Raw genomic sequence first — 12695 nt, forward strand, 5'->3', positions numbered from 1 at the left:
CCACAGTCTGTACCCTAGGGTCAGAAGCTTGCCTGGTCCCTCCACCCCGACAAGTCTCTTCTTTCTAAGACTTGCCGGGTAACCATACAAGCTTGCCCGCAAGCGAATTTTTTCGGAGTTCAGCCCGATTCGCTTGCAGGGCAAGCTCCTACAGAGCCTTCGTAGACCCCCCTGAGGGAAGCTGGCCGGAGCGGATCAGTCGTGCTTTCCCTTCCAGCTGTACATGGACGTGGAAACGCCGGTGTATTTGGCTACCTGATCCCAGAGGCGGCGCGGCAGCACGCCTTTGAGCAGCTCCACGGAACGGGCCATGGGCGGCTCGATCACGAAGGGCTCACCGGCGGCGATGCCCTTGAGAATGCTGGAGACCACCTTGTCCGGTGTCAGCATGGGGGAGAACAATGGGGTTTTTACCCCTTTGAACATACCCGTGGCGATGTAACTGGGGCAGACCGTGGTGACTTTCACATTACGCAGGCCGCGTTCGGCCAGTTCCAGGCGTAACGATTCGGAGAAACCCACCACCGCCCATTTGCTGGCGGCATAGCTGCTGCCGTAGGGCAGGCCGATGAAGGCGGAGGCGCTGGCGATATTCACCAGATGGCCGCGCCGTGCCTGTATCAGATCGTCAAGAAAGGCATGGGTGCAAGCCATCAGGCCTTCGCTGTTGACCTTGAAGGTCTGCAAATGCTGATCCAGGGAAACTTTCTCGAATTCGCCGCCGAACACCACGCCAGCATTGTTGATCAGCATGGTCAGCGGCCCGACTTCCTCATGGATCTTGTCGCGCAAGGTGGTGATCGAGCTGATCTTCCCCACATCCAGGGTATAGGCGTGGGCGGTGCCGCCAGCGTTGGCGATATGTTTCACCACCTCGCGGGCGGCGTCGATGCGGCGGGCGGTGACGATCACCTCCGCCCCACGGCCGGCCATCCGTTCCGCCATCAGCCGGCCAATGCCGGCCCCGGCGCCGGTGATCAAAACCCGGTGTCCAGAAAATCGCATCGAATCCCTCCTGGGCTTTTGCTCGCTTGAACGCAAAACAGGGCCTGCGATCCCTGATTTTTACAGTGAATTATTGCGGCAGTTTGATGCCCGCCATGATCACCCGCCCTTTTTCCACGGTGCGGGCGCGCAATCTCAGGCCGCCCAGTTTAAGGGTGTCGCCCACCACGGCATGTTGGCCGAAACGATCCTCGAAGGCCGCTTCCACGGTCATGCCCTTGAGGCGCTCCTCCAGCTCATGGATACCGTATACCGCCACCAACTGATCCACCGGTACGCTGCCGCGCACGATGAAGTCGCCGAAATAGCGTCTTTCCGCCACGGTGATCTTGTGGCACATGTCCGACAGATAGTCCTGTTCACTCAGCGGCGCCAGCCAACTGACCATGTCCCCGGCCTCGATTTGTGGATCCTCGGACAGATTGAGGAAAGCCTTGTCCCGAATGATCAGCACCGGGGTGATACGCTGGGTGGTGATGGTGCCAAGCCGCTGGCCCTGGGCTTTGGCGCCTTCTTCCACCTCGAATTGCATCAGATAGCGGTTGGCGGAATGCGCCATGGGCACCATCTGCTTCGGCGCCGCTGTCGCTGGTACCGAGACTTTCAACAATCGTGCCATGTAGCGCAGGCTGGCCCCCTGGGCCAGCAACGAGATCAAAACCACCACCAGGGTGATATCAAACAGCAGGCGGGTCTCGCCCACACCGGCCAACAGCGGGAACACCGCCAGGACAATGGGCACCGCCCCGCGCAGACCGGTCCAGGCGATGAACAGCTTTTCGCGCCAGGTGAAAATAAAGGGAATCAGGCTCACCCACACCGCCGCCGGCCGCGCCACCAGCATCAGGAACAGGGCCACCAGCAACGCGGGCAGCAGATGCTGGCCCAGCTCCGACGGTGTGATCAGCAGGCCCAGCATCAAGAACATGCCGGACTGGGCAAGCCAGGCCATGCTGTCCATGGAACGCAACACGTTGTCCCCGGTGCCGCCGCGGCGGTTACCGGCGACCAGGCCGGTCAGATAGATCGCCAGGAAGCCGCTGCCGCCGGCAAGATTGGTGAGGGCGAATACCATGGCGCCGCCGCTGCACAGTAATAAGGCGTGCAGGCCTTCGTTGCTGCGCACCCGCAACAGGATTTCACTGAGCACCGCGCCCAGCCCCAGGCCGATGATCGCCCCCAGGCCAAACTGCTGGATCAGGGTCAGGATCATGCCGAAGCCGAAGGCGGCGTCCGGCTCCACCAGCACGCCGACCAGCATCAGGGTGATGAAGATCGCCATCGGGTCGTTGAGACCGGATTCGATTTCCAGAGTGCTGGCCACCCGCTCATTGATATTGACCCCGGCGCCCTTGATCACGCTGAATACCGCCGCCGCGTCGGTTGAGCCGATAATGCCGCCCAGCAGCAGCCCCAGGCGCCAGTCCACGCCCATCAGCCAGGTGGTGAAGGCGCCGACCAGGGCGGCGGAGATGGCCACGCCCAGGCTGGCCAGGGACAGCGCCGGCTTCAGGGCCAGACGAAAGGTGTCCATACGGGTGCGCAGGCCGCCATCCATGAGGATGACCGCCAGGGCGATGTTACTGATGACGTAAGCGGTGGAAAGATCGTCGAATTCAATACCGCCGATGCCGTCCTCACCGGCGGCCATCCCCACCAGCAGGAACATCAACAGGGACGGTACGCCGATGCGGGTGCTCAGGGAGCCCAAAAGCAGCCCGATGAACATCAATCCGGTGCCGATCAGCAGAAACAGATTCAACGAATCCAAATGCACTCCTGGAATATCGGGGGGAGGATAAAGACAAGGATTATCATAACAGACCGCCGGGCCTTTCTTTTAATTCCCATGGCACTATACTAGCGCGCCCGGACTGATCATATTTTGCACAGCCCTGATCGGGTACAGCACTCTGAGCGAGATATTTCCATGGATTTTCCCCAGCGATTTGGCGTGATCGTGATTGGCGGTGGCCACGCCGGCACCGAAGCAGCCCTGGCGGCGGCGCGCATGGGCGTGGAAACCCTTTTGCTCACCCATAATATCGAGACTCTGGGTCAGATGAGTTGCAATCCGGCCATTGGCGGCATCGGCAAGAGCCATCTGGTGCGGGAAATCGATGCCCTGGGCGGGGCCATGGCCCGCGCCACCGATCAGGCCGGCATCCAGTTCCGGGTGCTTAATGCCCGCAAGGGGCCGGCGGTGCGCGCCACTCGGGCCCAGGCCGATCGCATCCTTTATAAAGCCGCTATCCGCCATGCTCTGGAGAATCAGCCGCATCTCACACTGTTCCAGCAGGCCGCCGATGATCTGATCGTCGAGCAGGGCCGCTGTGTGGGCGTGGTGACCAACATGGGATTGCGTTTCCACGCCGATGCCGTGGTGCTGACCGCGGGAACTTTTCTCGGCGGGGTCATCCATGTGGGGATGGAAAATCATCAGGGCGGCCGGGCCGGCGATCAGCCCTCCAATGCTCTGGCCCGCCGGCTGCGTGAGCTGCCGTTCCGTGTCGACCGGCTGAAAACCGGCACGCCGCCGCGTATTGACGGCAGAAGCGTGGACTTCTCCGTGATGGAGGAACAGTGGGGTGACAGCCCGACGCCGGTAATGAGCTACCTGGGCAGGGTGGAGGACCATCCGCGCCAGGTGTGTTGTCATGTCACCCATACCAACGAGCGCACCCACGAGATCATTCGCTCCGGCTTTGATCGCAGCCCGATGTTCGCCGGCGTTATCGAAGGCGTGGGGCCGCGCTATTGCCCGTCCGTGGAAGACAAGGTCAATCGCTATCCGGACAAGACCAGCCACCAGGTGTTCGTGGAGCCGGAAGGGCTGAACACCCATGAGCTGTACCCCAACGGCATTTCCACCAGTTTGCCGTTCGATATCCAGCTGGCGGCGGTACGTTCCATCCGCGGGTTCGAGAACGCCCACATCACCCGGCCGGGCTACGCCATTGAGTACGATTTCTTCAATCCCCAGGATCTTAAGCACAGCCTGGAGACCAAGCACATGCCGGGGTTGTTCTTCGCCGGCCAGATCAATGGCACCACCGGGTATGAAGAAGCCGGCGCCCAGGGCTTGCTGGCGGGGCTGAACGCGGCCCTGATGAGCCAGGAGAAAGCGCCGTGGACGCCGCGCCGGGACGAAGCCTACCTGGGCGTACTGGTGGACGATCTGATCACCATGGGCACCCGCGAGCCGTACCGTATGTTCACCAGCCGCGCCGAATACCGCCTGTTACTGCGTGAGGATAACGCCGACCTGCGTTTGACCGGGAAAGGCCGCGAGCTGGGGCTGGTGGACGATGAGCGCTGGGCCGCCTACAACGAAAAGCGTGAGGGGATGGCGCGCGAACAAGCGCGCCTGAGCGCTACCTGGGTGCGCCCCGGAACGGCGGCGGCGGACAGCATCAATGCCCTGGTGGATAAGCCGCTGCCCCACGAGTACAACCTGCTGGATCTGCTCAAGCGCCCGGAAATCGACTACCACGCCCTGATCGGGGCGATGGGGCTGGAACCGGAGACCCCGCCGGTGGTGGAGCAGATGGAAATCCTCGCCAAATACGCGGGTTACATCGACCGTCAGGAAGCGGAGATAGCCCGGCTGCGCGCCGCCGAGCATCAGCGTTTGCCGGCGGACTTCGACTTCGGCCAGGTGCAGGGGTTGTCCAATGAGGTCAAGCAGAAGCTCGCCGAGGTTCGCCCGGAAACCATCGGCCAGGCCGGCCGTATTCCCGGCGTGACGCCGGCGGCCATTTCCCTGTTGTTGATCTACCTGAAAAAGCACCAGCACCGGGCGGCCCGCCAGGCATGACCGAAGATCAACAGCGGCTGGCGCGGGGGCTGGCCGAACTGAATATCGACCTGGACCGGGAGCAACAGGAGCGCCTGTTGCTCTATCGGGATCTGCTGGTGCGCTGGAATCGTGCCTACAATCTTACCGCCGTGCGCGATCCAGCGGAGATGGTCACTCGCCACCTGCTCGATTCCCTGGCAGTGTTGCCCCATGTGGAACCGGTGGACACCCTGGATGTGGGCACCGGTGCCGGGCTGCCCGGTATCCCTCTGGCCCTGGCCCGTCCGGACCAGTCCTTCGTGCTGCTGGACAGCAATGGCAAGAAACTCCGTTTCATCCGTCAGGCGCGACGGGAGCTGGGTTTGCATAACGTGGAGGTTGTGCACGCCCGCGTGGAACAGTACCGTAAGGCTCCATCACAGATTATCAGCCGCGCTTTCGCCGCCTTGCCGGACATGTTGGAGTTACTCGGACCCCTGATGCAGGGCGATGTCCGGTTATTGGCGATGAAAGCCGCCGCCGCCGATCAGGAGATGGCAGCCCTGCCAGCCTGCTGGCGGGTGCAACGCGAAACCCTGAGCGTGCCCGGTTTGGCGGAATCAAGGGTGTTGTTGATCGTGCGTCGCCAATGACGCGCGTCGCCAATGAGAGGGAGCGTCGTGACCACCGTTTTTGCCATTGCCAACCAAAAGGGCGGGGTCGGCAAGACCACCAGTAGCGTCAATCTGGCGGCGTCGTTGGCGGCTACCCGCAAGAAGGTGCTGCTGGTGGATATCGACCCGCAGGGGAACGCCACCAGTGGCGCCGGCGTCGACAAGCACGAACCGGAATACACCATATTGGACGTGTTGCTCGGCGAAGCTGATATGGCCGAGGCCATCGTGATCACGCCGGAAGAGTCCGGCTTCGATCTGGTGGCCGCCAACGGTGATCTGACCGCCGCGGAAGTGCAGTTGCTGGAACTGGACAGCAAGGAGTACCGGCTGCGCGACGCGCTGGTCGGAATCCGTGACCGCTATGACTACATCATTATCGACTGCCCGCCGTCGCTGAACATGCTGACCGTGAATTCCCTGGCGGCGGCGGACTCCGTTATCGTGCCGATCCAGTGTGAGTACTATGCGCTGGAGGGGCTGACCTCGTTGATGAACACCATCGAGAAGATCCGCTCGGTACTGAATCCGAAGCTGCATATAGGCGGCCTGTTGCGGACCATGTATGACCCGCGCAACAGCCTTTCCAACGACGTTTCCAATCAGCTGATCAGTCACTTTGGTGACAAGGTCTATCGCACCATCATTCCACGCAATGTGCGTTTGGCGGAGGCGCCCAGCCACGGCGCGCCGGTGATCACCTATGACCCCAAATCCCGGGGTGCGGTAAGCTATCTGGCGCTGGCCGGTGAAATCCTGCGGCGCGAGCAGACGGTGGCATCGACGGCACCCTCCCAGCAGCCCCCCGAGACGCCGTGAAGGCAGTGACGTCGGGCGATAATCTCCGGTGGCGCAGCGCCACCGCAACCGAACATGAGCGAGTTTGAATCATGGCGGCAAAGCGTAAACGCGGTCTCAGCAAAGGACTCGATGCCCTGCTCAGCACCAGTGCGAGCTATCAGCAACATCAGGAAGAAGTCGCCGTCGGCGCCGCGGCCAGCCCGGCTGAGCCTGCTCAGGAACAACGTCCGCCCCGGGATGGGGAGCTGCGCCATCTGCCGGTGGAGTTCATGCAGCGAGGCCGTTACCAGCCGCGCAAGGACATGTCCGCCGACGCTCTCGAGGAATTGGCGGAGTCGATCCGGGCTCAGGGCGTGATGCAGCCTATCGTGGTGCGTCCACTAAGCGAGAATCGTTACGAAATCATTGCCGGTGAGCGCCGCTGGCGTGCCGCGCAAATGGCGGAACTGGACTCCATTCCCGCGGTGATCCGTGAGGTGCCGGATGAAGCCGCCATCGCCATGTCGCTGATCGAGAACATCCAGCGTGAAAACCTCAATCCGATGGAAGAGGCGCTGGCGTTGTCACGGCTCAAGGATGAGTTTGGCCTGACCCACCAGCAAGTGGCGGATGCCGTGGGGAAATCCCGTGCCATGGTTACCAATCTGCTGCGTCTGATGACGCTGGAAGCGGATGTGAAGAAGCTGCTTGAGCACGGTGACCTGGAAATGGGGCACGCCCGGGCGCTGCTGGCGCTCGGAGGGGACAAGCAGGTGGAAGCGGCCCGCGTGGTGGTGGCCAAAGGGCTTTCGGTGCGCCAAACCGAAGTGCTGGTAAGGGAATTCGAGAAACAGAAGCCGGCCAAACCGGCGCCGAAAAAGGAAGATCCCAATGTCCGCTCTCTGATCACCGATCTGTCCGATCGTCTCGGTGCGCCGGTGCAAATCCAGCAGGGCTCGGGAGGAAAAGGCAAGCTGGTGATCAGCTACAACAATCTGGACGAACTTGACGGGATCTTGTCCCACATCAAGTAACTTGACGTTTGGTTGAAAAAGGAGGACGCTTTGCAAGTTCTGGGTGGATACGAATAAAGCCTATTTGTATACGAAAGAGCAACCGTCTGTTTTTTGGGCTCTTTTTTATCAAATTGGGCCAAACTATCGCGCTCAGCCGGTTGATACCGGATAACCTTCCCCATATACTTCCCGCGCCAAGATCAGGGGGTACCCGCGACCTTCGCCTGGTGAATCGCATTTTTCACCAGTAGCCAAACACGGGAGCACGGTGACCAGTTTCGACTTACGAGCCCGCAGAACACTGTTCTGGGGTTTGATGCGCGCCCAAATCATCACTTTGGTGATTGTCGCCATACTGACCACGGTGCTGGCGGATGCCACCGCGGGCTTGTTTGCAGCCTGGGGCTCGGCCATCAGCCTGATCGCATACGCCTGGGGTGGCTACCAGGTATGGCTTCATCCGGGCAATATCAAGCCCGACCGTATGGCGGGTGCCGCCATCCGGGGCGAAGCCGGAAAAGTTTTGATAATGCTCGCGCTCTTCGGGCTGACCTTCGCCGAAGTGCGGCTTTCGCGCGAGTTCAGGAATGTAACGGTCCTGCTTCTGGGGTTTCTGCTGACGCAGATTGTCGGATGGATTCAGGTGATGCGCCTGGATCGCCGCCTGGGAGCGGAGCGGGACGGGCAAGACGACTAGACTGACGACTAGGTAGGTATCGATATGGCAGCGAGCTCCACCGGCGAGTATATCAAGCACCATTTGGGCAACCTCACCTATGGCCAATTGCCCGCCGGCTATGAACGTACCTGCCATGGTCATGAACAAACGCTGACCGAATCCACATGGACCTTTGCCTGTAATGGCCAGGAAGCCGTTGATATGGGCTTCATGGCGTTCCATGTGGACTCTCTGGCCTGGTCCGGCGGTCTCGGCATTCTGATGTGTTTCCTGTTCTGGCTGGGCGCCCGCAAGGCCAGTGCCGGCGTGCCGTCCGGCTTCATGAATTTCGTCGAAGTCATCATCGGTTTCATCGACACTCAGGTGCGTGACTCGTTCCACGGCAAGAGCAAGCTGATCGCTCCTCTGTCCCTGGTGATCTTCTGCTGGGTCTTCCTGATGAACCTGATGGACCTGATCCCGGTGGATTTTGTTCCCAAGACCTTTGAATGGGTCATGGTGACCTTCGCCGGTTGGGACGCGCATCAAGCCTACTTCAAGATCGTGCCGACCACGGACCCGAACATCACTCTGTCCATGTCGATCACGGTGTTTTTCCTGATTATTTTCTACAGCCTGAGGTCGAAGGGCATCGGTGGCTTCATCGGTGAATTGGCCCTGCATCCCTTCAGCGCTCCGAACAAGCTGGCCATGGTGATTCTGATTCCGATCAACCTTGTATTGGAAACGGTATCCCTGCTGGCCAAACCGGTCTCTCTGGGCATGCGGTTGTTCGGCAACATGTATGCTGGTGAGTTCGTCTTTATTCTTGCCGCCGCCATGCTGGGTACCTGGCAGGCGGTGGGTGCCTGGCCCTGGGCGGTGTTCCACATTCTGGTTATCACGCTGCAGGCCTTCATCTTCATGGTGTTGACCATCGTTTATCTGAGCATGGCGACCGAAGAGCACTAAGCACTGTTTTTACCTTAACTGAAAAGCACTTAACGGGAGTGTAATGATGGAAGATATCAACCTTCTCGCTGCTGGCATCATGGCTGGTCTGGCCGCACTGGGCGCCGGTATCGGCTTTGGTCTGATGGGCGGTCGGTTCCTGGAATCCGTTGCGCGTCAGCCCGAGCTGGGTCCGATGCTGCAAACCCGCATGTTCATCATCGCTGGTCTGTTGGACGCCGTGCCGATTATCGCAGTGGTACTGGGTATGTATCTGATGTTTGCGGCTTAAATCGATTGCTGCCGCACCCGATTTAAGGAGGCGCAATGAATATCAACCTGACACTGATCGGCCAGGCCATCTGGTTCGCTCTGTTCGTCGCCTTCTGCATGAAGTTCGTCTGGCCGCCCATTTCACGGGCACTGGAAGAACGAAAACAGAAGATCGCCGAAGGCCTGAGTGCCGCTGATCGCGCCGAGCGTGATCTGGAGCTGGCTCAGGAAAAAGCGACGGCCAATCTCAAGGAAGCAAAAGAGAAGGCGGCCGAAATCATTGAACAGGCCAACCGCCGAGCAAATCAGATTGTGGAAGAAGCGAAAGATCAGGCCCGCACCGAAGGTGAGCGTCTGATTGCCAAAGCCCAGTCTGAGATTGAGCAGGAAGTCAATCAGGCTCGCGAGCAGCTGCGTAAGGAAGTGTCCGCACTGGCGTTGAACGGCGCCGAGAAAGTTCTCGGTGGTGAAATCAACCGCGACACTCACAAGCAGCTTCTGGACCAGTTGGCGGCTGAACTCTGAGTAAACGGGTAAACCATGGCTGAATTGACCACCATCGCACGCCCCTACGCCAAAGCGGCTTTTTTGTACGCTAAGGAAGCAGGGGTCCTGGACAAGTGGGAACAGATGCTGACCACGATGGCGGCTGTGGCGCAGGACGCCACCATGCGCGCCTTTCTGGATCGGCCCCAACTGGACGACGCCGCTAAAGTCGACGCTTTTGCCCAGGTTTGCGGCGATGTGTTGGACGAGAGCGGCCGTAATTTCATTGCCCAACTGGCGCGCTACAAGCGCCTGTCGCTTCTGCCGCTGATTTTGGCGTTATTCCACGAACTGCTGGCCGAACAGCAAGCGTTCACGGATGTGGAACTCATCTCCGCTTACGAGATGGAAGACGCCGATATCAGCCGACTGGTCGATGCTCTGAAAAGACGTCTCGGCGGCGAAGTGAAAATCAGCACTTCCGTGGACCCCGCCCTGATCGGCGGCGTGCTGGTTCGAGCCGGTGATACCGTAATTGATGGCAGTGTGCGTGGCCGACTGAACCGTCTGGCAGAGCAACTGAACTCTTGAGTTTGAGGGACTAGAGATGCAGCAACTCAACCCGTCCGAAATCAGCGAGATTATCAAGTCCCGCATTGAAAAACTTGATACCTCCACCGAGGCACGCAACGAAGGTACGGTGGTATCCGTATCCGATGGTATTGTGCGCATTCATGGTCTTGCCGACGTGATGTTCGGTGAGATGATCGAGTTTGAAGGCGGCATCTACGGCATGGCCCTTAACCTTGAGCAGGACTCAGTCGGTGCCGTGGTCCTGGGTGATTACCTGGGGTTGGCCGAAGGCCAGAAGGTCCGTTGTACTGGCCGTATTCTGGAAGTACCCACCGGTCCGGAACTGCTGGGTCGCGTGGTGGATGCCCTGGGTAACCCGATCGATGGCAAGGGCCCGATCAATGCGGCCCAGACCGACGCGGTGGAAAAAGTAGCCCCCGGCGTTATCTGGCGGAAAGAGGTGAACGAACCGGTGCAGACCGGTTATAAGTCCATCGACTCCATGGTGCCGATTGGCCGTGGTCAGCGTGAGCTGATCATCGGTGACCGTCAGATTGGTAAGACCGCTGTGGCGGTGGATGCCATCATCAACCAGAGAGATTCCGGCGTTCGCTGTGTCTATGTCGCGGTTGGTCAGAAGCAGTCCACCATCGCCAACGTGGTGCGCAAACTGGAAGAACATGGAGCGATGGAAAACACCATCGTGGTGGCGGCTTCCGCCTCCGATCCGGCTTCCATGCAGTTCCTGGCGCCGTTCGCCGGTTGCGCCATGGGCGAATACTTCCGTGATCGCGGTGAAGATGCCCTGATCGTCTATGATGACCTGACCAAGCAGGCCTGGGCGTATCGTCAGATCTCCCTGCTGCTGCGTCGCCCGCCGGGCCGTGAAGCTTATCCTGGTGACGTGTTCTACCTGCACTCCCGTCTGCTGGAGCGCGCCGCCAAGGTAAACGAAGAATACGTGGAAAAATTCACCAACGGTGAAGTGAAAGGCAAGACCGGTTCCCTGACCGCGCTGCCGATCATTGAAACCCAGGGTGGTGACGTTTCCGCGTTCGTACCGACCAACGTGATCTCCATCACCGACGGTCAGATCTTCCTGGAAACCGACCTGTTCAACTCCGGCATCCGCCCGGCGATGAACGCGGGTGTGTCCGTATCCCGTGTGGGCGGCGCGGCCCAGACCAAGATCATCAAGAAGCTGGGCGGCGGTATTCGTCTGGCACTGGCTCAGTATCGTGAACTGGCGGCCTTCGCCCAGTTCGCTTCCGACCTGGATGACGCTACTCGCGAACAGCTGGAGCATGGTCAGGCGGTTACCGAGCTGATGAAACAAAACCAGTACAGCCCGATGAGCATCGCCGAAATGGGCGTGGTGCTGTACGCCGCCAACGAAGGCTACCTGAAAGGTATCGAAGTCGAGAAGATCGGCGCCTTTGAAGCGGCTCTGCTGGACTATATGAACAGCGAACAGAAAGCGTTGATGGATAAGATCAACGAGAAGGGTGACTACAACGACGAAATCGAAGCCGGTATCAAAGAAGGCATCGAACAGTTCAAGGCCACCCAAACCTGGTAATTCGCTAAAAAAGGATTAGTCCTATGGCTAGCGGTAAAGAGATCAAAGGCAAGATCTCTAGCGTCCAGAGCACAAAGAAGATCACCCGTGCAATGGAGATGGTGGCGGCCAGCAAAATGCGCAAGGCGCAGGACCGCATGGCTGCCAGCAAGCCCTACGCCACCCGCATTCGTCAGGTGGTGGCGCATCTTGCCAACGCTGATCTGGAATACCGGCACACCTACCTGCAAGAGCGGGAAGTGAAAAGCGTGGGCTATATCGTGGTGACCTCCGACCGGGGTCTGTGCGGTGGCCTGAACGTGAACCTGCTCAAGAAAGTGGTGCAAGGCGCCCGCGAATGGCAGGAACAGGGTGCCAAGGTAAGCTATTGCCTGGTGGGTTCCAAGGGAATCAGCTTCTTCAAGAGCATGGGCGGTGATGTGCAAGCCACCGTCAACGGTCTTGGCGATACCCCGCATCTGGAAGACCTGGTGGGTTCCATCAAGGTCATGCTGGAAGCCTATGAGTCTGGTGAGATCGATCGTCTGTACATCATGTACAACGAATTCGTGAACACCATGACGCAACAGGCCAAGCAGATCCAGTTGCTGCCGCTGGAGCCGGGCGACGATGAAGAGCTCAAGCGCCATTGGGACTACATCTATGAGCCGGCGCCCAAGGAGCTGCTTGATGAACTGCTGGTGCGGTTCATCGAGTCCCAGGTATACCAGGGTGTGGTAGAGAACAATGCCTGCGAACAGGCGGCGCGGATGGTAGCGATGAAGGCGGCCAGTGATAACGCCGGTGACATCATTCGTGATCTGCAACTGGTGTACAACAAAGCGCGCCAGGCAGCCATTACGCAGGAAATTTCCGAAATCGTTGGTGGTGCCGCCGCGGTATAACGGCTTGGCGACAATACCGGTAAACGCGGCGAAAAACG

The 12695-nt window shown here is 59.7% G+C and carries 13 protein-coding genes; 11 read left to right on the plus strand and 2 right to left on the minus strand.

The window, feature by feature from the left end; translation table 11 throughout:
• Nucleotides 1–195: 195 nt before the first annotated feature.
• Nucleotides 196–1005, minus strand: coding sequence for an SDR family NAD(P)-dependent oxidoreductase (locus CRO06_RS16005; RefSeq protein ID WP_080531807.1), 810 nt, complete (start codon nt 1003–1005; stop codon nt 196–198).
• 70 nt (nt 1006–1075) lie between these two features.
• Nucleotides 1076–2782 (minus strand): potassium/proton antiporter, encoded by a 1707-nt coding sequence (locus CRO06_RS16010; protein WP_231504704.1) that lies wholly within the window; start codon nt 2780–2782, stop codon nt 1076–1078.
• A 153-nt stretch (nt 2783–2935) separates the two neighbouring features.
• Here CRO06_RS16010 and mnmG point away from each other — a divergent pair, with 153 nt between their 5' ends.
• The 11 genes from mnmG to atpG all read left to right on the plus strand — a co-directional run bounded on the left by mnmG (nt 2936) and on the right by atpG (nt 12657).
• The gene (gene mnmG / locus CRO06_RS16015; RefSeq protein ID WP_022997374.1) at nt 2936–4822 is read left to right on the plus strand and encodes a tRNA uridine-5-carboxymethylaminomethyl(34) synthesis enzyme MnmG; all 1887 of its coding nucleotides are present in this window, start codon (nt 2936–2938) and stop codon (nt 4820–4822) included.
• Nucleotides 4819–5436, plus strand: a complete 618-nt coding sequence (rsmG, locus tag CRO06_RS16020; RefSeq protein ID WP_022997373.1) for a 16S rRNA (guanine(527)-N(7))-methyltransferase RsmG — start codon at nt 4819–4821, stop codon at nt 5434–5436. Before mnmG ends, rsmG begins: the two co-directional genes overlap by 4 nt.
• A gap of 27 nt (nt 5437–5463) precedes the next feature.
• Nucleotides 5464–6276, plus strand: coding sequence for a ParA family protein (locus CRO06_RS16025; RefSeq protein ID WP_022997372.1), 813 nt, complete (start codon nt 5464–5466; stop codon nt 6274–6276).
• A 71-nt stretch (nt 6277–6347) separates the two neighbouring features.
• Entirely contained in the window at nt 6348–7271 is a 924-nt protein-coding gene (locus tag CRO06_RS16030) for a ParB/RepB/Spo0J family partition protein (protein WP_097058863.1), read from the plus strand.
• Nucleotides 7272–7521: 250 nt separating this feature from the next.
• On the plus strand, nt 7522–7950 hold the full coding sequence (locus CRO06_RS16035; protein WP_022997370.1) for an ATP synthase subunit I: 429 nt from the start codon (nt 7522–7524) through the stop codon (nt 7948–7950).
• A gap of 24 nt (nt 7951–7974) precedes the next feature.
• Nucleotides 7975–8883: a F0F1 ATP synthase subunit A gene (gene atpB, locus CRO06_RS16040; RefSeq protein WP_097058864.1), complete on the plus strand. Its 909-nt coding sequence runs from the start codon at nt 7975–7977 to the stop codon at nt 8881–8883.
• A gap of 43 nt (nt 8884–8926) precedes the next feature.
• Entirely contained in the window at nt 8927–9154 is a 228-nt protein-coding gene (gene atpE / locus CRO06_RS16045) for a F0F1 ATP synthase subunit C (protein WP_014996732.1), read from the plus strand.
• Nucleotides 9155–9189: 35 nt separating this feature from the next.
• Entirely contained in the window at nt 9190–9660 is a 471-nt protein-coding gene (locus CRO06_RS16050) for a F0F1 ATP synthase subunit B (RefSeq protein WP_022997367.1), read from the plus strand.
• A 15-nt stretch (nt 9661–9675) separates the two neighbouring features.
• Nucleotides 9676–10212: a F0F1 ATP synthase subunit delta gene (locus tag CRO06_RS16055; protein WP_022997366.1), complete on the plus strand. Its 537-nt coding sequence runs from the start codon at nt 9676–9678 to the stop codon at nt 10210–10212.
• A gap of 16 nt (nt 10213–10228) precedes the next feature.
• Nucleotides 10229–11773: a F0F1 ATP synthase subunit alpha gene (atpA, locus tag CRO06_RS16060; RefSeq protein WP_022997365.1), complete on the plus strand. Its 1545-nt coding sequence runs from the start codon at nt 10229–10231 to the stop codon at nt 11771–11773.
• A 23-nt stretch (nt 11774–11796) separates the two neighbouring features.
• Nucleotides 11797–12657: a F0F1 ATP synthase subunit gamma gene (gene atpG / locus CRO06_RS16065; RefSeq protein WP_022997364.1), complete on the plus strand. Its 861-nt coding sequence runs from the start codon at nt 11797–11799 to the stop codon at nt 12655–12657.
• The last annotated feature ends 38 nt before the right edge of the window (nt 12658–12695 follow it).

Origin of the sequence: Alloalcanivorax xenomutans, assembly GCF_900217905.1 — a bacterium.
GTDB classification, from domain to species: domain Bacteria; phylum Pseudomonadota; class Gammaproteobacteria; order Pseudomonadales; family Alcanivoracaceae; genus Alloalcanivorax; species Alloalcanivorax xenomutans.

Coding starts and splice junctions, on each gene's coding strand:
- atpG (WP_022997364.1), top strand. CDS start 11,797: ATGGCTAGCGGTAAAGAGATCAAAGGCAAGATCTCTAGCGTCCAGAGC.
- CRO06_RS16005 (WP_080531807.1), bottom strand. CDS start 1,005: ATGCGATTTTCTGGACACCGGGTTTTGATCACCGGCGCCGGGGCCGGC.
- CRO06_RS16030 (WP_097058863.1), top strand. CDS start 6,348: ATGGCGGCAAAGCGTAAACGCGGTCTCAGCAAAGGACTCGATGCCCTG.
- CRO06_RS16050 (WP_022997367.1), top strand. CDS start 9,190: ATGAATATCAACCTGACACTGATCGGCCAGGCCATCTGGTTCGCTCTG.
- rsmG (WP_022997373.1), top strand. CDS start 4,819: ATGACCGAAGATCAACAGCGGCTGGCGCGGGGGCTGGCCGAACTGAAT.
- CRO06_RS16055 (WP_022997366.1), top strand. CDS start 9,676: ATGGCTGAATTGACCACCATCGCACGCCCCTACGCCAAAGCGGCTTTT.
- mnmG (WP_022997374.1), top strand. CDS start 2,936: ATGGATTTTCCCCAGCGATTTGGCGTGATCGTGATTGGCGGTGGCCAC.
- atpB (WP_097058864.1), top strand. CDS start 7,975: ATGGCAGCGAGCTCCACCGGCGAGTATATCAAGCACCATTTGGGCAAC.
- atpA (WP_022997365.1), top strand. CDS start 10,229: ATGCAGCAACTCAACCCGTCCGAAATCAGCGAGATTATCAAGTCCCGC.
- atpE (WP_014996732.1), top strand. CDS start 8,927: ATGATGGAAGATATCAACCTTCTCGCTGCTGGCATCATGGCTGGTCTG.